This is a genomic window from Bradyrhizobium diversitatis (assembly GCF_016031635.1).
Classification (GTDB): domain Bacteria; phylum Pseudomonadota; class Alphaproteobacteria; order Rhizobiales; family Xanthobacteraceae; genus Bradyrhizobium; species Bradyrhizobium diversitatis.
On the sequence record NZ_JACEGD010000018.1, the window covers coordinates 20541 to 42094 of the forward strand.

The following is a 21554-nucleotide window of genomic DNA, read 5'->3' on the forward strand; positions in this document are numbered from 1 at the left end:
GATCATGGCGGGCAACGACCAGGTCGACCAGGATGCAATTGCCGCCCAGTGGGAGGCCTCGCTCGATTCCGAGGATCCCGCCGAGGCCGCAAAGGCTGCCGCCGAGAACGAGCTGTCGGAGACCATGGCCCTCCAATGGGCGGCCATGGTCGAGGACGGCAGTCGCGATCTCGGCACCGGCAAGAACTCCGGCGAGCGGGTGCTGTCGCAGGAGGAGATCGACAATCTCCTCGGCTTCACCGTCGGCGACGTCACGCTCGACGATCATTCCGGCATTCGCGCGATCATCGATTCTGCGATGGTCTCCTACGAGCGTCTGCCGATGCTCGAAATCGTCTTCGACCGCCTGGTGCGGCTGATGACGACGTCCTTGCGCAACTTCACCTCCGACAACGTCGAAGTCTCGCTCGACCGCATCACCTCGGTGCGTTTCGGCGACTACATGAACTCGATCCCGCTGCCCGCCGTCCTCACCGTCTTCAAGGCCGAGGAGTGGGAGAATTTCGGCATGGCGACGGTCGATTCCAACCTGATCTATTCGATGATCGACGTGCTGCTCGGAGGCCGCCGCGGCACCAGCCAGCTCCGCATCGAGGGCCGGCCCTACACCACGATCGAGACCGAGCTGGTCAAGCGGCTGGTCGAGGTGGTGCTCGCCGATGCCGAGCAGGCGTTCCGGCCGCTGTCGCCGGTGACCTTCACGATCGACCGGCTCGAGACCAATCCGCGTTTCGCCGCGATCAGCCGTCCCGCCAACGCAGCGATCCTGGTCCGTCTGCGCATCGACATGGAAGACCGCGGCGGCAATATCGAGCTGCTGCTGCCCTACGCGACCATCGAGCCGATCCGGGGCGTCCTGCTCCAGATGTTCATGGGCGAAAAGTTCGGCCGCGACCCGGTCTGGGAAGGCCATTTCGCCACCGAGATCGTGCAGGCCGAGATCGCCGTCGATGCGGTGCTCTACGAGGCCGACATTCCGCTCAAGCAGCTGATGCGGCTCAAGGTCGGCGACACGCTGCCGCTGGACATGCGCGCCGACGCCAACGTCACCGTCCGCTGCGGCGACGTCACGCTGACCGAAGGGCGGATGGGCCGGGTCGGCGACCGCGTCGCGATCCGCGTGACGAAGCCCTTGCGCAAGCCAAGTACGACACTTGCGATGTTCGAGAAGGTCGACGAGCAGAACAAGATGATGGAGGCCCCATGAACCACTCCCTGGGAATGGCGATCGAGACGCTGGTGGCTATCCTGCTGATGCTGACGATCGTCTACTGCGTCATGCTCAACAAGCGGCTGACGCGGCTGAAGGCGGACGAGCATTCGCTGAAGGCGGTCATCGGCGAGCTGATCACCGCGACCGAGATCGCCGAGCGCGCAATCGGCGGGCTGAAGCTCGCCGTGCGCGACGTGAACGAGAACCTCGGCAGCCAGCTCGCCGCCGCGACGCAGATGTCGGACCAGCTCTACAGGCAGCTCGGCGAGGCCGACAACGTGGTGCGCCGCCTGTCCAAGATCGCGATCGCCGCGCGTCCCGTGACGAACCCCGAAACAGCTGCCGCGCCTGCGGCCAAGCCGTCGACGGCGAAGGCGGTGGCGGCTGCGGCCGAAGCCTTCTCCGAGCGCCGGCGATCCAACGGCCTTGCCGCATAAAGCCTGGGTATGAAGTCCTTTCGTAACATCCGCGTCATTCCGGTCGTCCTGGTCGCCGTCGCGGGCCTCGCCACGCTGAAGGTGGCCGGCCTCGTCATCAACGGCGGCTACGTCTTCGACTACAAGCCGAACCAGGCCAGGAAATCCTGGGCGCAGGAGAACCTGAATTTTCCCGGCGGCGAGGACCCCGACATCACCGGATCGACCCATGGCGCGCCGAAGGAGCCGCCCAAGCCCGCCGCGCCCGAGACCAAGATGGAAGGCGGCACCCCGGTCAAGATCGACGAAACCCAGCCGCAGGTCTCAGCCTCGGAACGTGCGATCCTGGAACGGTTGCAGGCGCGGCGGCAGGAGATCGAGGCCCGCCAGCGCGAGATCGACATTCGCGAAAGCCTGCTGAAATCGGCCGAGAAGCGCATCGAGAACAAGGTCGAGGAGATGAAGGCGGTGGAAACCCGCATCTCCGCGACGCAGGCCGAGCAGAAGGCCGCCGAAGCCCAGCGCATGAAGGGCCTCGTGACCATGTATGAGGGGATGAAGCCCAAGGACGCCGCGCGGGTGTTCGACCGGCTCGAGATGGGCGTGCTGATCGAGATCGCCTCGGCCATCGCGCCTCGCAAAATGTCGGACATCATGGGATTGATGTCGCCGGAGGCGGCCGAGCGGCTGACGGTCGAGATGGCCCGCCGCGCCAATGGCGGCGGCGATCAGTCGGCCTCGGCGGTCGATCTTCCCAAGATCGAGGGCAAGCCGACGCAAAAGCCGAATTGAGGGCTCATACTTAAGAAGTCCTTAATTGGGAAAACCTTAGATTCGACGGCACGGGCCGGCGCCAGTGCCGGCACGCCCGCCGAACCGGAAGAAATGCCGCCAATGGCGCGAGAGGCTGCCGCTGGATTTGTGTCGCGAGCCCGCGCAGTGGCGCGGGGATTGTCGCGTCATGTCCGAAAAGCGCCCTTGCTGGCGGCCTGTTTCCTGATTGGCCTTGCGGCCCCGGTCCGGGCGGCCGACCCCATCAGGGGCGAGGCGAGTTTTTCCGCCGGCGGCGGCTTCGCCCGTCTCGTCGTCAGGCTCGGCGAGGACGTTCCCTCCGAGGTGACGACCGCAGGCTCCATCCTCGTGATCCGTTTCGACCGGCCCGTCGACGTTCCCGTCGACCGGATCCCGGAAGGTGCGCCCGATTACGTCAACTCCGCCCGCCGCGACCCGGATGGGAGCGCGATCCGCCTGTCGCTGGCGCGGCGCGTCACCGTCAACACCATGAACGCGGGCGAGCGTACCTTCGTCGACTTGCTGCCCGAAGGCTGGAAGGGACCGCCGCCGAGCCTGCCCATGGACGTGGTCAAGGAACTCGCCGAGCGCGCACGCGTGGCCGAGCGCGCGCTGCGTGCCCAGCGCGCCGCGGCCGAGGCCAGGAAGCGTCCGCAGATCCGCGTGCGTGCTTCGGTGCAGCCGACCTTCGTGCGCTTCGTGTTCGAGATGCCCGACGGCGTCGGCGTCTCCTCCGTGCTCAACGAGCAGAAGCTCACGCTCGTCTTCAACGCCAACCTCAATTTCGATCTGGCGGACGCGGTCGTCGCGGCGCCGCCGAACGTCGCCTCGATCAAGCAGAAGGCCGACATCGACCAGACCAATGTCGAGATCGCGCTGATCGGCGATTCGGACGTGCATTCGTTCCGCGACGAGAAGAACTACGTCGTCGACGTCGCCTTCCAGCCCGACAAGGGCAAGGCGGCCGCGACGCCCGAGGCGGCGATCGCGCAGATGAAGCCCGCCGGTCACGCACCGGCGCCTGCGCCGCAAAAGCCGGCGGCCGAGAAGCCGAAGGACCCCCGCAGCGAGAACGCGCCGCCGACCTCCGAGACGATCGCACGCGAAGCCAAGATCGACATCAAGCCCGAGGTGAAGCCGGAAGCGCCCGCCGTGCTGCCGTCCACCGAGGCGCCGAAACCGGCAGCCGCTCCCGCGGTCGAAGCTGCGCCCGCTCCGGAAGTGCCCAAGGAAGCCGCGCAGCCGCCGCCCGCTCCCGAAGCTGCGGCGGCGCCTGCCAGGCCGGCGCCGGCCGACGCGCCGAAAGAGCCGGTCAAGGAAGTTGTCAAGGCGGCGCCGGCTGCGCAGCCCGCCGTTGCCAGCGTCGATGCGCGCCGCGACAGCGACGGATTGCGCGTGACGTTCCCGCTTCAGGTCGCAACGCCGGCGGCGGCGTTCCGCCGCGGCGACACGGTATGGCTGGTGTTCGATACGCCGAAGCCGATCGATGTCGAGGCGATCCGCACCAAGGGCGGCGCCATGATCGGCGAGGTCGGCCGCATCACGCTCGACAAGGGGCAGGCGGTGCGCATCCGTCTCACCCGTCCGCTGGTCTATTCGCTGACGAGCGAGGAGGTCGGCAAGGAGACCAACTGGCTGTTGACGCTCGCCGACAAGATCCAGGCGACGCCGCTGCCGCTGATGATGTCGCGCAACATCACCGATCCCGCGCTCGCCAACATCGCCATCCCCTTCGCCAATCCGGGCCTCCTGCACAAGCTCACCGACCCCGACGCCGGCGATACGCTCTATGTCGTCACCGCGCAGCGGCCGGTGCGCGGCTTCATCAAGCGACAGGATCTCGTCGATCTCTCGCTCCTGGAATCCGCGCACGGCATCGCGATCCGGCCCAACTCCGACGAGGTCGGCGTCGAGGTCGGCTCCGACAAGGTGATTGTCGGCAAGAAGGGGGGCTTGACGCTCTCGCCGGTCGACATCTCGGCCGAGCGGGCGCCGACCGCGGTGCGCCCGATCTTCAGCCCCGAAGGCTGGCGCAAGGGCCAGTCGGAAAACTTCATGGCGCGCCAGAGCGAGCTGATGACGGCGATCTCGGCGGTCGAGCCGGCACTGCGTTCGCTGCCGCGGCTCGACCTCGCGCAGTTCTACATGTCGCGCGCCATGTATCACGAGGCCAAGGCCGTCACCGACGTGATGCTGACCGATCCCCTCAACAAGGAGGAGAGTGGTGCGCTGATCATGCATGCGATCGCGAGCATCCTGATCGGCCGGCCGGCGCAGGGCCTGAAGGACCTCGCCAATCCCGTGATCGGCAACAGCCACGATTCCCAGCTCTGGAAGGCGCTCGCCTATGCGCGCCAGGGCAAATGGGCGGACGCGCGCGAGAAGTTCAAGAACGTCGAATTCGCGATCGCCTCTCTGCCGCTCGACATCCAGCGCATCGTGACGATGGACGCGATGCGCGCCTCGCTCGAGGTCAAGGACTATGCCGGCGCCTCCAAGCGCCGCAGCGAGCTCGAGGTGGTCGGTGTCCCGCCTGAGGCTGCGCCCGGCTTCGCCGTGCTGCGCGGCCGGCTCGCCGAGGCGCTCGGCCACGACAAGGATGCGCTGGACGACTACAGGTTCGCGGTCGCCTCGAGCGACCGGCCGGCTGCGGCGGAGGCCAAGCAGCTCGAGGTCGCGCTGCGTCAGAAGCGCGACGAGATCGGCAAGGAAGAGGCGCTGCACGAACTCGAGACGTTGTCGATGACCTGGCGCGGCGACACGATCGAGGTCAAGACGCTCCAGATGCTGTCGCAGCTGTATGCCGAGAACGGGCGTTACCGGGATGCGCTCACCGCCGCGCGGACCGCGACGAGGCTTCAGCCGAACGCCGAAGCTTCGCGTCAGGCTCAGGATCTCGCCTCCGAGCTGTTCACGCAGCTATTCCTCGGGCCGAAGGGCGACGAACTGCCGCCGGTCGAGGCGCTCGGGATGTTCTACGAGTTCCGCGAGCTGACGCCGATCGGCCGCCGCGGCGACGAGCTGATCCGCCGGCTCGCCGACCGTCTCGCCTCGATCGATCTGCTCGACCAGGCCGCCGAGCTCCTGCAATACCAGGTCGATCATCGCCTTGAAGGCGCGGCGCGCGCCCAGGTCGCCGCGCGCCTGTCCATGATCTATCTCGCCAACCGCAAGCCCGACATGGCGATCACCGCGCTGCGCGCGAGCCGCATCAGCGATCTCTCCGGCGAGCTCCGGCAGCAGCGCCTGCTCCTGGAAGCGCGCGCGCAGAGCGACGTCGGCCGCCACGATCTCGCGCTCGACATCGTCTCCAACGTCTCCGGGCGCGAAGTGCTCCGCCTTCGCTCCGACATCTTCTGGGCGGCGCGGCGCTGGCGCGAGTCCGCCGAGCAGATCGAACTCTATTACGGCGAGCGTTTCCGCGACTTCAAGCCGCTCAATGCGGTCGAGAAGAGCGACATCATCCGCGCCGCCGTCGGCTATGCGCTCGCCGACGACTCGATCGGCCTGTCGCGCTTCCGCGAGAAATACGCGCCGCTGATGAGCGAGAGCGCCGACCGTCTCGCCTTCGACATCGCCAGCAAGCCGGCCGCAGCCTCGAGCGCCGAATTCGCCGAGATCGCCAAGCTGGCTGCCAGCGTCGATACGCTGGACGGCTTCCTGCGCGAGATGAAGCAGCGCTTCCCCGACGCCAGCGCCCGTGCGCCGCAGGCCAGGGACGAGTCCGACCACACCGGCTCGCTGCCCACGATCCCGGTCGTGCGGCAGATCAAGATGACGCGGTAGGGTTTGGTTGCCGCGCGAAGCGCGGCCCGTGACGGCTCGACATTCTCCGTCATTGCGAGCGCACCGAAGCAATCCAGAGTCTCTCCGCGGCGGCAGCCTGGATTGCTTCGTCGCAAGTGCTCCTCGCAATGACGGGGAGGGGGCGGGCGCAATTGCCGGTGGCGGAGAGGATGCGGCGGCGACGTGGGGCCGAGCCGGGCCTTACCCCCCGTAACTCTGCACCAGGCTCCCCGCCACCAGCGACCAGCCATCGACCAGCACGAAGAAGATTAGCTTGAACGGCAGCGAGATCGTCGCCGGCGGCAGCATCATCATGCCCATCGACATCAGCACCGAGGCGACGACGAGGTCGATGATCAGGAAGGGGAGAAACAACAGGAAGCCGATCTCGAAGGCGCGCTTCAGCTCGGAGATCATGAAGGCGGGAACGAGGATGCGCAAGGCGAGTTCGTCGGGGGTGGCCGGCGGGGGCTCGCCCGACAGGTCCAGGAACAGCTTGAGGTCCTTCTCGCGCACGTTCTTCTGCATGAAGCCGCGCAAGGGGACGGAGGCGCGCTGGAGCGCATCCTCGACGCCGATCTGGTTGGCGACAAGCGGGCGGATGCCTTCGTCGTAGGACTTTTGCAGCACCGGGCCCATCACGAAGAAGGTGAGGAACATCGCGAGCGCGATGATTACCGAGTTCGGCGGGGCGGTCGCGGTGCCCAGCGCGGTGCGCAGCAGCGACAGCACCACCACGATGCGTGTGAACGACGTCATCATGATCAGGATCGACGGCGCGATCGACAGCACCGTGAGCAGCGCGATCAGCTGGATCGCGCGCTCGGTGACGCCGCCGCCGCCAGCGCCGCCGCCGAGATTGATGCTGATGTCCTGGGCATGCGCCGGCATCGCGAGCGAGGCCGCGCCGATCAGGATAGAAAGGAAAAGAACTCTACGCGGGAGGGCCGACAACCTCACGAAGACGGCTTCGGACGGCCGAGCAGGGAGGCCATCTCGTCTTCGAGATTTTCAAAACTGGTCTTCTCCGCGGCCGGCTTCGCGGCCGGGGCGGGTGGCGCCGGCGGCTCGCTGCGGGCGGCACGCGGGGGCGCGGCCGGCGGCTCCGGCGCAACCGGAGGCGCGACCGTTTCGCCGGCCGGGCGGCGCAGGGCAGCCTCTAGCCGCTGCGCCATTTCGGCGAGATTCTGCTCGGCGCTCGAGGGCACAGGGGCCGGTGCCGGCGGCGGAACGGGCGCAGCCTGCGGCACAGGCGGAGGCGGCGGGGGCGCCGCGGCGCGCTCGGGGCGCATCGGCGGCATCTTCACCGACTCACTCTGGCGCGGCGGACGCGGCATCAGCGGCGGTTCGCTGCGGGCGATGCGCGGCGGCAGGGGCTCGGGCCGTGGTTCGCGCTCGGGACGCGGCGCGATCGGCTCGGGTGTAAAGCCTCCCAGGGGCGGTTCGCCGCGACGTTCGGCCAGCGCAGGAGCAGGACGGCGCACCTCGTCGGCGAAGGATGGGCGGGCGGGCCGCGGCGGGGGCTCGGGCATCTGCGGCTCGGGATGATCGAGCAGTTCCGGTCGCGGCGCCTCGTCGGCCCAACCGGTGAGGTCGGGCATGGGGGCGAGGCGCGGCGGCTCGGCGGCGTTGGGACGCTGCGGGAGCTGGTCGCGGCTCGGCGCGGCGCGAACGATATTGGGCTCGACGACGATGTCGGTGGGGCCGCCGATCATCAGGAGGTGCTCGACATTGTCGCGCCGGACCAACACCAGACGGCGCCGGCCGTCGACCGCGGCGGCGTCGATCACGGCGAGCCGGGGCATCCTGCCGCGCTGGGTGTTGGCGCCCAGCCGGCTGCTGCCGAATCGGCGAACCAGCCATGCAGCGACGCCGATCAACGCCAGAACGGCGATGAACGCGACGATGAAGGTGATAGGGCTGCCTTGCATACTTGTCCCCGACAAATGGCGCTTTTCTCGTACCCATGGTCAGCTTTGCCAACCACCGGCGTACGATGCCCCAAGCTGCGATTTCTTAACGTTCCACGGCAAGTTTTGCCGTCCCCAACTCCTATTAACCCATGAATCGCCCGATCCAAAACGACTTCTTGGCCTGTGCACGCTCCGCCAAACGATTGGGTTAATGCCACTTTTCGAGGCGTAGAATCACGGGCGCGCGAAAATCGTGTCTCGCCCGCCGACATGCTTCGAGAACGCTCTTAACCAGCTGTTAACCATACAGGCGGCAAATTCTGCCTAGCTTCGGACCTCGGGTCCGCAAGGGTGGCGGAAGGAGCCGCGACGATGTCCATCAACGACCTCCCGGTGCTGTCGGCGCTTCGCACCAAGATGCAGTGGCACCAGGAGCGCCAGCGCGTCCTGTCCGAGAACGTCTCCAATTCCGACACGCCCAAATTCCGGCCGCGCGACCTGGTCGAGCCGAAGTTCGACAGGACCGGCGCCGTCACGGGGGCCATGGGGCCGCTGGCCCTGACCCGTACCAGCGCCTCGCACATGACGCCATCAGGTGCCGCCTCCGCATTCGACCAGGACAAGAACGCCGGCTTCGAGACCCGTCCTGCGGGCAACGCCGTCAATCTCGAGGAGGAGATGATGAAGGCCGCCAGCAACCAGATGGACTACGCGGCGGCGACCTCGCTCTATTCCAAGAGCCTGCGCCTGCTCAAGACCGCGATCGGCAAGGCCTAGGCGTGATCCCGCAACCAGGAGAGCTAGAGGCGCATCATGGCGAATGACAGCAGCGACTTTGCCCGCTCGATGGCGATCGCCACCTCCGGCCTGCGCGCGCAGGCCGGGCGCATGCGGGTGATCTCGGAAAACATCGCCAATGCCGACTCGACGGCCCAGACCGCCGGCGGCGATCCCTATCGGCGCAAGGTTCCGACCTTCTCCTCCGCGCTCGACCGCACGCTGGACGCGCAGGTCGTTACTCTCGGCAGGATCAAGCCCGACCAGTCCGACTTCCGCGTCAAATACGAGCCGAACAATCCGGCCGCGGATGCGAGCGGCAACGTCAAATATCCCAACGTGAACTCGGTGGTCGAGATAACCGACATGCGCGATGCGCAGCGGTCCTACGAGGCCAATCTCAACATCATCAGTGCGACGCGCCGGATGATCCAGCGCACGCTCGACATCCTCAAGAGCTGAACAGGACATCTTAAGTCATGGCATCACCGACAATCGCCGCGAACGCCTATGCCAACCTTGCCCGCGTGCTTGAGAACGGCGGCGCCGGCAAGGGCAGCGAGCCGACCGGGCAATCCTTTGCTTCGCTGCTGAAGGACGCCGTCGGCAGCGTCATGGAGTCCGGCCGCAAATCCGATGCGCAGACGGTGGCGATGGCCGCCGGCAAGGCCAACGTGATGGACGTGGTGACGGCGGTCGCGGACACCGACGTCGCGGTATCAACGCTGGTCTCGGTCCGCGATCGCGTGATCGCGGCGTATGAAGACATCATGAAGATGCCGATCTGACGAGGTTGTCATTCCGGGGCGCGACGAAGTCGCGAGCCCGGAATCCATAATCACGATCGGGAGTATGGATTCCGGGCTCTCGCTGCGCGAGCCCCGGAATGACGAAAAACAATTCAGAGTAGGAATTCTGCAAATGACCGGACCCGAGACCCTCGACGTCGCACGCGATGCGATCTGGACCATCGTGATCGTGTCCTCCCCGCTGATGGTGGTCGGCCTCGTGGTCGGCGTCATCGTGTCGCTGTTCCAGGCGCTGACGCAGATCCAGGAGCAGACGCTGATCTACGTGCCGAAGATCCTGGCCATCTTCGCCACGATGCTGCTGGCGCTGCCGTTCATGGCCGACTCGCTCCACGCCCACATGATGCGTATATCGTCGCGAATCATCGGCGGCTGAGGCAAGATGCGTGAATTATGCGCATCGACGTCTCGCTGCTGCCGGCGCTCGCCGCTTCCTTCATGCTCGCCTTCGCCCGGGTCGGCGCGATGGTGATGCTGCTGCCAGGGCTGGGCGAGACCAACATCCCGACGCGGATAAAGCTGTCGATCGCGCTGATGCTCACGCTGATCATCCTGCCGCTGCATCGCAACGCCTACCACGTCGACATGGGCTCGCTGGCGCCGCTGCTGGTGCTGATGCTGCATGAGATCGCGATCGGTATCGTGCTGGGCGCGACCGCGCGCGTGACGCTGTCGGCGCTCCAGGTCGCGGGATCCGTGATCGCGCAGCAGATGGGGCTCGGCTTCGTCACCTCGGTCGATCCGACGCAGGGGCAGCAGGGCGTGCTGGTCGGCAACTTCCTGACCATTCTCGGCGTGACGTTGCTGTTTGCCACCGACAGCCACCATCTGGTGATCGCCGCGCTGAACGACAGCTATACGATCTTCTCGCCGGGCGAGACCGTATCGAGCGGCGATGTCGCCTCGCTGGCGACGCGCGCCTTCACCGCCGCGTTCCGCCTGGGCCTGCAGCTCTCGGGACCGTTCCTGGTATTCGGCCTCGTCTTCAACATCGGGCTCGGCGTACTGGCGCGGTTGATGCCGCAGATGCAGGTCTATTTCGTCGGCGTGCCGCTGTCGATCTTCGCGGGCTTCCTGGTGCTCGCCGTGGTGCTGACCGCGATGATGGGCACTTTTCTCGATTATTTCATCGGTGTCATGCACCAGATGATGCCGCTCAAGTGACGGGGGCGCTACGTGGCGGAAGACAACGATCCCGAAAGTCAAACAGAAGACCCGACGCAAAAGCGCCTCGACGATGCGCTCGAACGCGGCGACGTCGCAAAGAGCCAGGAGATCAACACCTGGTTCATGATGGCGGGCGGCACGCTCGTGGTCTCGACCTTCTCGGGCTCGGTCGGCAGCGGGCTGCTGACGCCGATGCGCAACCTGCTCGCCAATTCCTGGATGATCAAGACCGACGGCAAGGCTCTGCTCGCGCTGATGCAGCAGATCGAATTCGTCGTGCTCGCGGCCGTCGGCGTGCCCCTCCTGATGCTGATGCTGGCGGCGATTGCCGGCAACATGCTCCAGCACCGCCTGGTGTGGTCGGCCGAATCCCTGAAACCCAAATTCAACAAGATTTCGCCCGGCGCCGGCTTCAAGCGCATCTTCGGCAAGCAGGCGGCCGCCAATTTTCTCAAAGGCGTCGGCAAGCTGGTCTTGCTCGGCGCGGTCATGACCATGATCCTGTGGCCGGAGCGGCACCGCATGGAGGCGATGGTCCGGCTCGATCCGGCCGGCATGCTCGGCGCGACAACCAGCATGACCATTCATCTGCTCGGAGCGGTGGTCGCGGCGCTCGCGATCGTCGCCATCGCCGATTACTTCTTCCAGTACCGAAGCTGGTTCCAGCGGCAGAAGATGTCGCTTCAGGAGATCAAGGAAGAATTCAAGCAATCCGAAGGTGACCCGCACATCAAGGGCAAGATCAGGCAGTTGCGGCAGCAGCGCGCCAAGAAGCGCATGATGGCGGCGGTTCCCAAGGCCTCGGTGATCATCACCAACCCGACCCACTATTCGGTGGCGCTCTCCTACGAGCGGGGCATGTCGGCCCCGATCTGCGTCGCCAAGGGCGTCGACAACCTAGCCTTCAAGATCCGGGAGATCGCACGCGAGCACGACATCCCGATCGTGGAGAACGTTCCGCTGGCCCGGGCGCTCTACGCCACGGTCGACATCGACCAGGAAATCCCGACCGAGCACTATCATGCGGTCGCCGAAGTCATCGGCTACGTCATGCGGCTGAAGCGCGGATTCAGCGCCGGGCGGGGATAAAACACCCGAAAAATACCGGAAATGGCCGTAATCTGGGAATCAGCGTACCTTTCGCCGCTGCTGCCCTTGCACCTCAGGGTCCGATTCAGGCAGGGAGGACCCCATGCGCCCCGTAACGCGTTGATTCTCTGCCGACAGGCTGCGCCAGCTCGATATGACTGCTGAGACCGACCACGACCTCACACGCGAGCCCGTTGCGGCGCACGAGCCGTCGCCGCGCTCGGGCAGCATTGCGCTGGTGCTGCTGGTGGCCGCCGGCCTCGTCGCGGTCGCCGTCGGCCTGATGACGCTCGGGCGCGCGCAGGCGCAGCCCTATATCCTGGGCATCCTCGCCGTGCTGGCGATGGTCGGCCTGTTCAACCTGTTCGCCTTCGCCGCCGGCATCATCCGCTTCGCGGACCGCAATCTCGACGATCCCATCATTGGCCACATCTCCGATCACGCCTTCGACGGGCTCGCAGTCACCGATGCGCGCGGACACGTGGTCTATTCCAATGCCGCCTATCTGACGCTGACCGGCGCCACCGGCCCGCAGGACGTGCGCCCCGTCGAGCGCGTCTTCATCGGCAACCCCGACGTCTCGGAAGCCGTGTTCCGGCTGCTCAAGGCCGCCCGCGAGGGCAAGCGGCAGCAGGAAGAGGTGCGTATCTCCGGCCATGACGGCAACCAGGGCCGCTGGCTGCGCATGCGCGTGCGCCCGCTCGGCACCGGAAAGCGCGAGGCGAAATACGCGGTGTGGTCGATTGCCGACATCACCCGAGACCGCGAACGCCAGGAGGATGTGTTCCAGGAGCTCCAGCACGCGATCGAATATCTCGATCACGCGCCGTGCGGCTTCTTCTCGGTCAATCCGGCCGGCGAGCTCGCCTACGTCAATGCGACGCTGGCGAACTGGCTCGACTACGATCTCGCCGAGATCGGTTCGGGCGGCCTCAAGCTCACCGACATCGTCTCCGGCGACGGCGCCTCGCTGCTCACCTCCATCGTGGCGGTGCCGGGCGAGGTGAAGACCGAAGTCTTCGACATCGACCTGCGCATGCGCACCGGCAAGACCATGCCGGTGCGGCTCTATCACAAGCTCGCCTTCGGCGCCGACGGCGCGCCGGGGCCGTCGCGCACGCTCGTGATCAGCCGCGCCCGCGACGAGCGCAGCGACCCCGACCGCGCCGCCGAAGTGCGCTTCATGCGCTTCTTCGACCACACGCCGATGGCGATCGCGACCGTCGATCGCGCCGGCAACGTCGTGCGGGCCAATGCGCGCTATGCCAAGCTCGGACAGGCGCTCGGGCTCGACAGCGCCGGCAAGTCGATCTTCCGCGCGGTCAGCTCGCGCGACCGGCAGCTTTTGATCGCGGCCATCAACCAGGCGGCCGAAGGCAAGGCCGACATCGCACCGGTCGAGGTGGCGCTGGAAGGGGCCAAGGAGCGCTGGGGCCAGTTCTTCGTGACGCCGGTCGATTCGGCCGAGACCGAGGCGGAAGCCGCCATCGTGCACATGCTCGAGACCACCGAGCGGCGCGCGCTGGAGAACCAGATCAACCAGTCGCAGAAGATGGAGACGGTCGGCCAACTCGCCGGCGGCATCGCCCACGACTTCAACAACGTGCTCTCCGCCATCATGATGGCAAACGACTTCCTGCTGAACGCGCACAAGCCGACCGACCCGTCGTTCCAGGACATCATGCAGATCAAGCAGAACGCGACGCGCGCCGCGACGCTGGTGCGGCAGCTGCTGGCGTTCTCGCGGCGGCAGACGCTGCGGCCGCAGGTGCTCGATCTCGGCGATGCGCTGTCCGATCTCACCATGCTGCTGCGCCGGCTGATCGGCGAGAAGGTCAAGCTCGACCTCGTCCACGGCCGCGACCTCTGGCCGGTGAAGGTCGACGTCTCCCAGTTCGAGCAGGTGATCGTCAACCTGGCGGTGAACGCGCGCGACGCCATGCCTGATGGCGGCAAGCTGATCATCCGGACCGCAAACGTCACCACCGAGGACGCGGGCAAGCTCGCCTACAAGGGCATGCCGGCCGCGGACTATGTCCGGATCGAGGTCGCCGACACCGGCACCGGCATTCCCGCCGACATCCGCGACAAGATCTTCGAGCCGTTCTTCTCGACGAAGGAAGTGGGCAAGGGCACCGGCCTCGGGCTCTCCACCGTTTACGGCATCGTCAAGCAGACCGGCGGCTTCATCTATGTCGATTCCGAGCCGGGGCAGGGCACCTCGTTCCATATCTTCCTGCCGCGCCATCACGCCGAGCAGGACGTGCAGGTCGAGCAGCCCGCAGCCGCGGCCAGCGCGACCGGCGGCGCCGCGAAGGAGGCCGCGCCCGCCGAGGCCAAGCCGCGCACCGATCTCACCGGGCAGGGCACCATCCTGCTGGTCGAGGATGAGGAGGGCCTGCGCGCGCTCAACGCCCGCGGCCTGCGCTCGCGCGGCTACACCGTGGTCGAGGCCGAGAACGGCGTCGAGGCCATGGAGGTGCTGGAGGAGCAGAGCGGGGCGATCGATCTCGTCGTCTCCGACGTCGTCATGCCCGAGATGGACGGCCCGACGCTGCTGAAGGCGATGCGGGAAAAGAACCCCGACATCAAGTTCATCTTCGTCTCGGGCTATGCCGAGGACGCGTTCGAGAAGAGCCTGCCCGAAGGCCAGCAGTTCGACTTCCTGCCAAAACCGTTCACGCTCAGCCAGCTCGTGGCAGCCGTGAAGGAGACGATGACCAAGCAGGGATGAGGGCAAGAGGCGCTACGCCGTTCCCGCATTCTCCGTCATTGCGAGCCACCGGGTCCGCGCGAAGCGCGGCCCGATGTCAGGCTCCGCGAAGCAATCCAGGCTGCCTCCACGGAAAGATCCTGGATGGCTTCCTCGTAAGGGCTCCTCGCAATGACGGTGGATAGAGTTGCGCTTCGCAACGATGCGGGAGAAAGCTGAAATTCCGCTCCGACCCCGCCGGTAACCGACGACCGCGGTTCCTTGCCAGATCCGGCCAAGCCCTCGCCAAATATGGGCTTTTGCCACATCCCCGCGACTGAGGGCCGCAGTCACAGGCTCCGAAACCGGCTTCACTTTTCGGGAAGTCTGCCCATCTTAAGCGCACGTCCCCATGCCGGGGATTTGGGAAACGCACATGACTTTCTCGCTTCGCTCCCGGAAACTCTTCAACACGATCGCCGTCGTGCTGGCGCTTGCGCTGCCGACCGCGCTGACGATCTCGTCGGCCGACGCCCGCGCGGGTGGCGGCATGTCGTCCGGTTCGCGCGGTACGCGCTCCTATTCGGCGCCGCCGTCGACCACGACCGCGCCGGGCTCGACCTCGCAGTTCAACCGCACCTACACCCAGCCCGGCGCAGGCATGAACTCGGCGGCTTCCGCGCCTGCGCGCGGCGGCATGTTCGGCCGGGCCGGCGGCTTCATGGGCGGCCTTGCGGCCGGCTTCCTCGGCGCAGGCCTCCTCGGCATGCTGTTCGGCGGCGGCCTGTTCGGCGGCCTCGGCGGCCTGTCCTCGATCCTCGGCCTGATCATCCAGATCGCGCTCGTTGTGCTGGTGGTGCGGCTGGCGATGTCCTGGTGGCAGCGCCGTCACGCCCCGCGGGCGGCTTATGCCAATGCAAATGCTGATGCAGGCGCCGCGCCTGGACCGCAGACGAGCTATCGCAGCGGTCTCGGTGGCGGCCTTGGCAGCGGCCTCGGCGGCTTCGGCTTCGGTGCCAACAACGCGCCGCTCGAGATCAAGCCGGACGACTATGAGGCGTTCGAGCGCCTGCTCGGCGAGGTTCAGACCGCCTGGTCGAACGAGGACGTGGCCAAGCTGCACACGCTCGCGACGCCGGAAATGGTCTCCTATTTCGAGCAGGACCTTGCCCAGAACCGTGCACGCAACGTCGTCAACAAGGTGACCGGCGTCAAGCTGCTGCAGGGCGACCTCGCGGAAGCCTGGCGGGAAGGCGAGACCGAGTACGCCACGGTGGCGCTGCGCTTCGCGCTCACCGACAAGACGGCCGACCGCAACACCGGCGCCATCGTTGCCGGCAGCGAGCAGCCGGGCGAGGCCACCGAGATCTGGACGTTTGCCCGCAGGCCGGGCAGCGGCTGGGAATTGTCGGCGATCCAGCAGACCAACTGATCGCTCGCCACATGAGGAACCAGGGCGTCGTGCGTTCCGCACGGCGCCCTTTTCTTTGAGCTCCTCGCCTCGCTGCATCGGAATAAGCGGCCGCGTGTCGGGTTGACATGAGGCGGTTAACGACAAGCAAGACGGGAGGACAGCATGATCCGCATCGAGAGATCCGCGACGATTTCAGGCCTGGCGCTCGCAATGGCTTTGCTGGCGACGCCATCGGCGCAAGCGCAGTCGGCCGACATGACCTTCTTCGTGACCTCTAACGGCCCCGGCAAGGGCGCCGATCTTGGTGGCCTCGAAGGTGCCGACGCGCAATGCCAGAAGCTTGCACAAGCCGCCGGCGCCGGCACCAAGACCTGGCGCGCCTATCTCTCGACGCAGGCCGCCGACGGCAAGCCGGCCGTCAACGCCCGCGACCGCGTCGGCAAGGGTCCGTGGCAGGACGCCAGGGGTACGGTGATTGCCAAGGACATCGCCGACCTGCACAGCCCGGCCAACAACCTCACCAAGCAGACCGCGCTCAGCGAGAAGGGTGAGGTCATCAATGGTGCCGGCGACCAGCCGAACCGGCACGACATCCTCACGGGATCGCAGGCCGACGGCACCGCGTTTGCCGGGCCGGACGATCGCACCTGCAAGAACTGGACATCGAGCACGCAAGGCGCCGCGATGGTCGGCCATGCCGATCGCCGGGGCCTGCGCGACGACGAGCCCTCGAAATCTTGGAACAGCTCTCACCCCTCGCGCGGTCCAGACGGCGGCTGCTCGCAGGCCGATCTGAAGAGCACCGGCGGCGACGGGCTGCTGTACTGCTTCGCGGCGAATTGAGGCACGGAGTTCTGTCCCCCGTCATTGCGAGGAGCCCTTGCGACCATGCAATCCAGAGTCTTTCCGCAGAGGCAGTCTGGATTGCTGCGCTCGCAATGAAGAGTGTGTTGCGCGAACCCTCCGTCTCACTCTGACGGAACCCCGAGCGGCATGCTACATTGGTTCGTAAGTCTTCACGCTCACGGACCCCTCCCATGAAATACGAGCTCTATTACTGGCCCGAGATCCAGGGCCGCGGCGAATATGTGCGGCTGGCGCTGGAGGAGGCGGGGGCCGCTTACGTCGATGTCGCGCGCGGTCCGCGCGGGACTGCCGCGATGATGAAGATGATGGACGCGCACGAGGGCACGCCGCCCTTTGCGCCGCCGTTCCTGAAAGCAGGCAAGCTCGTCATCGGCCAGACCGCCAACATCCTGCTCTATCTCGGCGCCCGCCATGGGCTTGCGCCGAAGACGGAAGCCGGCAGGCTCTGGGTGCACCAGCTTCAGCTCACGATCACGGACTTCGTCGTCGAGATCCACGACACCCATCATCCGCTCGGACCCTCGCTCTATTATGAGGACCAGAAGGCACCGGCGAAGAAGCGCACGGCCGACTTCTGGGACGAGCGCGTACCGAAATATCTCGGCTATTTCGAGCGGCTTCTCGACGGGAGCGGCGGCACCTATGTCACCGGTCGCCGCCTGACCTACGTCGATCTCTCGCTATTCCAGATCGTTGACGGGCTGCGTTATGCCTTCCCCAGGCGCATGAAGGCGTTCGAAGCGGATGTCCCGGGCCTAGTCGGTCTGCACGACCGCATCGCCGCGCGGCCGAACATCAAGGCCTATCTCGAAAGCGAGCGCCGCATTCCCTTCAACGAGCAGGGCATCTTCCGCCGCTACCGCGAACTGGACGGTTAGCGGTTCGGACCGGAAAAGGATCAGCCCTCACCAGACGCCGGGCACGAGGCGGTAGCGCACCAGTGCCGCATAATCGGTATAGCCAGGCAGGCCCTCGCGCAGCGTGCGCTCCTCGATGGGGATGCGGACCGCGAGCAAGGCGATGAAGAGCGGCATCATCGCAAGTCCCCACCACGACCCCAGCAGCAACGGCACGCCGGCGAAGAACAGCACCAGGCCGCTGTACATGGGATGACGGACATGGGCGTAGGGACCGGTCGAGATCACGTGCTGCGCGCGCTCGGTTTGCAGCTTCACCACGGGCGCGGCGAACGAATTCTCGCGGAAGACCCACATCGTGAACAGTGTCGAGGCCAGGAACAGCGCGAGGCCGAGCGCCTGCAACGCAGTCGGTATGTCGGAGGATTGAAAGCGCCGGTCAAGTCCCATCACGACCAGCCAGGCCAGCATCACGACGATGAAGACGGCCATGAACATCTTGTCGGCGGCGGGCTGATCCTTTTGCAGCACCGGCCGCAGACGTTCGGCCAGCAGCGCCGGATCGATCCGGTAGAGCCACCAGCCGCAGAGCGGGCCGAGGAATGCGGAGGTGGCGAGGAACGTCCAGGCCGACGGCCACTGCAGTGTTCCGGCGCATGCGAACAGCACCGCGCCCATGGCGACGACGAAGACCGTGTTCTGCAACAGCAGGCGTGCGATCATGCGCAGGTCCCGGGCGAGCGGCGCACGATATTGGTGCAGCTATCCGGCAAAGATGCGGCCGACCGCGCGAAAAGCCCGATCGACCGGATCGGGCGCTTCAGTTTTGGCAAGCCTGGTCAGGCGAGTTGATCGATCCGCGTGCCCTGACCCGGCGGCAGCGGCGCGGGCGGCTGCGGCTTGAAGGTCGGATCCTCGTCCTTCACCTTGGTCTGGTCGTCCTGCTGCTTGGTCGTGTCGTAGTTAGGGACCACGATCGCGATCGGCGGCGGCGCCACGGTGGAAACCTTCATCCGCAAATCCTCACATATGGAAACAATTCAGCCTGCCCTGCGAGGAGCGAAATTTCCTTCAAGCCAATCGTTAAAATGCGAGGGAATGGGCGGGGTGTCCGCCGCCTATGCGGGGCTCGCCGCAGCTGACCACGTACTCCGTCATTGCGAGCCAACGGGTCCGCGCGGCGCGCGGCCCGATGACAGGCTCCGCGAAGCAATCCAGAAATCTTTCCGCGGAGACAGTCTGGATTGCTTCGTCGCAAGGGCTCCTCGCAATGACGGGGAGAGACCTCGTCGTCTCGGTTTGCACCACGCGGATGAGACACATATCCGCAGTGAAACGGAAGGAACTCCGCCCTATTCGTCCTTGCCGCGCGTGATCGCGATTGACGCCTCCGTCTTGCTGCGGGTGCATTCCATGTTGAGCCGGCGATAGCGCATGCTGACCTTGTCGCCGCGGAGCAGGCCCATCCGCTTCAGGCAGCGTGTCGCGCCCGTCGTCGTGTCGTCCTTCGTCACGGTGAAGACGATCGCGGCCATCGATCCCACCAGCGCATAGAACTCCGGCTTGGGCTTGCGATCACCCTTGGCATAGAGCTCGATCGAATATTTGTCGCCGCGGCAACTCACGGAGAGCTCCTTGGCCGCCGGATGCGTCATGTAGACGACATTGGCGGCGCGGAAATTCACCTTCAGGCGATCGACCTGGTTCGCCAGCTCCTTGGCGCTGTCGTCGCAGCGGTCGGCGCGCGCGGGAGAGACGAGGGCCACAAGGCCGGCGATGGCGGCGGCGACCAGGATCGCGCCGCGGACGTTCAAGTTCAATGTCATGATGAAAAAGCCCCTTAGCGCGCGCATTCAAGCGTCGGCGGGCCCGAAGCGCAAGGGCGGCAGAGGCATTTCCACGAGGTGTGCCAATGCCTTCCCGAGCCCGGCCAGCCTCTCCCATGCGCACCGCTCCCTTTCTTTTCTGGCCAAAATGCGCTTAGAACCCTTCTATGCCTGGAGGCCCGCGAGGCCCCGAAACCCCGAGATCCGCCCCATGAACGCTCCCACCGCCTTTCCCGATCAGTCCAAGCCCGTTCCGCCCTACAAGCACACCCCGCTGTTCCCGCTGGGCAAGGACGAGACGCCCTACAAGAAGATTTCGTCCGAGGGCGTCAGGGTCGAGAAGGTCCTTGGCAAGGACATGCTGGTGGTGTCGCGCGAGGCGCTGCGCGCGCTGTCGGAGGCGGCTTTTGGCGACATCAACCACTACCTGCGGCCCGGTCATCTGAAGCAGCTCCGCGCGATCCTGGAGGACGGCGAGGCGAGCCCGAACGACAAGTTCGTTGCGCTCGACTTCCTGAAGAACGCCAACATCGCGGCCGGCGGCGTGCTGCCGATGTGCCAGGACACCGGCACCGCGATCATCATGGGCAAGAAAGGCTGCAACGTCATCACCGACGGTGACGACGAGGCGGCGCTGTCGGAAGGCGCGCGCGACGCTTACCTGCGCCGCAATCTGCGCTACTCACAGGTCGCGCCGCTCTCGATGTACGAGGAGAAGAACACCGCCAACAACATGCCGGCGCAGTGCGAGATCTACGCCGAGGGCGACGACGCCTACAAGTTCATGTTCATGGCGAAGGGCGGCGGCTCCGCCAACAAGAGCTTTCTGTTCCAGGCCACGCCCTCGGTGCTGACCAAGGACCGGCTGCTCGCGTTCCTCAAGGAGAAGATCCTCACGCTCGGCACCGCCGCGTGCCCGCCCTATCACCTCGCCATCGTGATCGGCGGCACCTCGGCCGAGCTCTGCATGAAGACGGTGAAGCTGGCCTCGGCCCGCTATCTCGACGCGTTGCCAACGCACGGCTCGCCCGACGGCAACGCCTTCCGCGACGTCGAGATGGAGAAGGAAATCCACAAGATGACGCAAAGCCTCGGCGTCGGCGCACAGTTCGGCGGGAAATATTTTTGCCATGACGTGCGCGTGATCCGCATGCCGCGCCACGGCGCATCGCTTCCCATCGGGCTTGGCGTGTCCTGCTCGGCCGATCGCCAGGTGCTCGGCAAGATCACCAGGGACGGCGTCTATCTCGAGGAGCTCGAGCACAATCCGGCGCAATATCTGCCCGAGGTCGAACAGGCGCTTGGCGGCGAGGTCGTCAAGATCGACCTCAACCAGCCGATGAAGGATATTCTGGCGACCTTCTCGAAGCACCCGATCAAGACCCGCGTCTCGATGACCGGCACCATGATCGTCGCGCGCGACAGCGCGCATGCCAAGCTGCGCGAGCGGCTGGAGAAGGGCGAGCCGCTGCCGGACTACTTCAAGAACCATCCGGTGTACTACGCCGGCCCCGCCAAGACGCCGGAAGGCTACGCCTCCGGCGCGTTCGGCCCGACCACGGCAGGCCGCATGGACTCCTTCGTCGACCAGTTCCAGGCCGCCGGCGGCTCGATGGTGATGGTGGCCAAGGGCAATCGCGCCCCCGCCGTGCGCGAGGCCTGCAAGAAGTACGGCGGCTTCTACCTCGGCTCGATCGGCGGCGCCGCCGCGAACCTCGCCGAGCACTGCATCAAGAAGGTCGAGGTGCTCGAATATCCCGAACTCGGCATGGAAGCGATCTGGCGCATCGAGGTCGTCGACTTCCCGGCGTTCATCATCATCGACGACAAGGGCAACGACTTCTTCAAGGAGTTGAATTTGGGCTAGGGCCTCCTCACCTCGCCCCGCTTGCGGGGAGAGGTCGGATTGCATCGAAGATGCAATCCGGGTGAGGGG

20 protein-coding genes are annotated in these 21554 nt (G+C 66.2%); 15 read left to right on the forward strand and 5 right to left on the reverse strand.

Annotated elements, in window-relative coordinates; all coding sequences use genetic code 11:
- The first annotated feature begins 4 nt into the window (after positions 1 to 4).
- The 4 genes from fliM to H1B27_RS20335 all read left to right on the forward strand — a co-directional run bounded on the left by fliM (position 5) and on the right by H1B27_RS20335 (position 6207).
- Positions 5 to 1207: a flagellar motor switch protein FliM gene (gene fliM / locus H1B27_RS20320; RefSeq protein WP_061883026.1), complete on the forward strand. Its 1203-nt coding sequence runs from the start codon at positions 5 to 7 to the stop codon at positions 1205 to 1207.
- Positions 1204 to 1650, forward strand: coding sequence for a DUF6468 domain-containing protein (locus H1B27_RS20325; protein ID WP_197967289.1), 447 nt, complete (start codon positions 1204 to 1206; stop codon positions 1648 to 1650). Before fliM ends, H1B27_RS20325 begins: the two co-directional genes overlap by 4 nt.
- Positions 1651 to 1659: 9 nt before the next feature.
- Positions 1660 to 2421 carry a MotE family protein gene (locus H1B27_RS20330; RefSeq protein WP_197967290.1) on the forward strand — a complete coding sequence of 254 codons (762 nt, stop codon included), beginning with the start codon at positions 1660 to 1662 and terminating at the stop codon, positions 2419 to 2421.
- 102 nt (positions 2422 to 2523) lie between these two features.
- Positions 2524 to 6207 carry a tetratricopeptide repeat protein gene (locus H1B27_RS20335; protein ID WP_197967291.1) on the forward strand — a complete coding sequence of 1228 codons (3684 nt, stop codon included), beginning with the start codon at positions 2524 to 2526 and terminating at the stop codon, positions 6205 to 6207.
- A gap of 201 nt (positions 6208 to 6408) precedes the next feature.
- Here the strand turns inward: H1B27_RS20335 and fliP are convergent, their stop codons facing one another.
- Both fliP and H1B27_RS20345 read right to left on the reverse strand, forming a co-directional pair.
- Entirely contained in the window at positions 6409 to 7167 is a 759-nt protein-coding gene (gene fliP / locus H1B27_RS20340; RefSeq protein ID WP_061883023.1) for a flagellar type III secretion system pore protein FliP, read from the reverse strand.
- Positions 7164 to 8138 (reverse strand): flagellar biosynthetic protein FliO, encoded by a 975-nt coding sequence (locus H1B27_RS20345; protein ID WP_197967292.1) that lies wholly within the window; start codon positions 8136 to 8138, stop codon positions 7164 to 7166. Before H1B27_RS20345 ends, fliP begins: the two co-directional genes overlap by 4 nt.
- Positions 8139 to 8492: 354 nt before the next feature.
- Here H1B27_RS20345 and flgB point away from each other — a divergent pair, with 354 nt between their 5' ends.
- The 10 genes from flgB to H1B27_RS20395 all read left to right on the forward strand — a co-directional run bounded on the left by flgB (position 8493) and on the right by H1B27_RS20395 (position 17813).
- On the forward strand, positions 8493 to 8897 hold the full coding sequence (gene flgB, locus H1B27_RS20350; RefSeq protein WP_197967293.1) for a flagellar basal body rod protein FlgB: 405 nt from the start codon (positions 8493 to 8495) through the stop codon (positions 8895 to 8897).
- A 36-nt stretch (positions 8898 to 8933) separates the two neighbouring features.
- Entirely contained in the window at positions 8934 to 9359 is a 426-nt protein-coding gene (flgC, locus tag H1B27_RS20355) for a flagellar basal body rod protein FlgC (protein WP_028180906.1), read from the forward strand.
- Between the two features lie 17 nt (positions 9360 to 9376).
- On the forward strand, positions 9377 to 9685 hold the full coding sequence (gene fliE, locus H1B27_RS20360) for a flagellar hook-basal body complex protein FliE (protein WP_028180905.1): 309 nt from the start codon (positions 9377 to 9379) through the stop codon (positions 9683 to 9685).
- 133 nt (positions 9686 to 9818) lie between these two features.
- Positions 9819 to 10082, forward strand: a complete 264-nt coding sequence (fliQ, locus tag H1B27_RS20365; RefSeq protein WP_028180904.1) for a flagellar biosynthesis protein FliQ — start codon at positions 9819 to 9821, stop codon at positions 10080 to 10082.
- A gap of 17 nt (positions 10083 to 10099) precedes the next feature.
- Positions 10100 to 10870 carry a flagellar biosynthetic protein FliR gene (fliR, locus tag H1B27_RS20370; RefSeq protein ID WP_028180903.1) on the forward strand — a complete coding sequence of 257 codons (771 nt, stop codon included), beginning with the start codon at positions 10100 to 10102 and terminating at the stop codon, positions 10868 to 10870.
- Between the two features lie 12 nt (positions 10871 to 10882).
- The gene (gene flhB, locus H1B27_RS20375; protein ID WP_028180902.1) at positions 10883 to 11962 is read left to right on the forward strand and encodes a flagellar biosynthesis protein FlhB; all 1080 of its coding nucleotides are present in this window, start codon (positions 10883 to 10885) and stop codon (positions 11960 to 11962) included.
- 154 nt (positions 11963 to 12116) lie between these two features.
- Positions 12117 to 14696, forward strand: a complete 2580-nt coding sequence (gene cckA / locus H1B27_RS20380) for a cell cycle histidine kinase CckA (RefSeq protein ID WP_197967294.1) — start codon at positions 12117 to 12119, stop codon at positions 14694 to 14696.
- Between the two features lie 370 nt (positions 14697 to 15066).
- Positions 15067 to 16086 carry a Tim44 domain-containing protein gene (locus H1B27_RS20385; RefSeq protein WP_197967295.1) on the forward strand — a complete coding sequence of 340 codons (1020 nt, stop codon included), beginning with the start codon at positions 15067 to 15069 and terminating at the stop codon, positions 16084 to 16086.
- 144 nt (positions 16087 to 16230) lie between these two features.
- Positions 16231 to 16911 carry a lectin gene (locus H1B27_RS20390; protein ID WP_197967296.1) on the forward strand — a complete coding sequence of 227 codons (681 nt, stop codon included), beginning with the start codon at positions 16231 to 16233 and terminating at the stop codon, positions 16909 to 16911.
- Between the two features lie 194 nt (positions 16912 to 17105).
- Complete coding sequence (locus H1B27_RS20395) at positions 17106 to 17813, forward strand: glutathione S-transferase (RefSeq protein ID WP_061883016.1); 708 nt, start codon at positions 17106 to 17108, stop codon at positions 17811 to 17813.
- Positions 17814 to 17840: 27 nt separating this feature from the next.
- Here H1B27_RS20395 and H1B27_RS20400 read toward each other — a convergent pair whose 3' ends face one another.
- The 3 genes from H1B27_RS20400 to H1B27_RS20410 form a co-directional block, all read right to left on the reverse strand.
- Entirely contained in the window at positions 17841 to 18515 is a 675-nt protein-coding gene (locus tag H1B27_RS20400) for a methyltransferase family protein (protein ID WP_197967297.1), read from the reverse strand.
- A gap of 116 nt (positions 18516 to 18631) precedes the next feature.
- The gene (locus H1B27_RS20405; RefSeq protein ID WP_194393053.1) at positions 18632 to 18805 is read right to left on the reverse strand and encodes a hypothetical protein; all 174 of its coding nucleotides are present in this window, start codon (positions 18803 to 18805) and stop codon (positions 18632 to 18634) included.
- Positions 18806 to 19144: 339 nt separating this feature from the next.
- A complete protein-coding gene (locus tag H1B27_RS20410; protein WP_061883074.1) occupies positions 19145 to 19618 on the reverse strand; it encodes a hypothetical protein in 474 nt (157 codons plus the stop codon).
- A 211-nt stretch (positions 19619 to 19829) separates the two neighbouring features.
- On the opposite strand from H1B27_RS20410, the gene H1B27_RS20415 reads away from it, so the two are divergent.
- Entirely contained in the window at positions 19830 to 21485 is a 1656-nt protein-coding gene (locus H1B27_RS20415; protein WP_197967298.1) for a fumarate hydratase, read from the forward strand.
- The last annotated feature ends 69 nt before the right edge of the window (positions 21486 to 21554 follow it).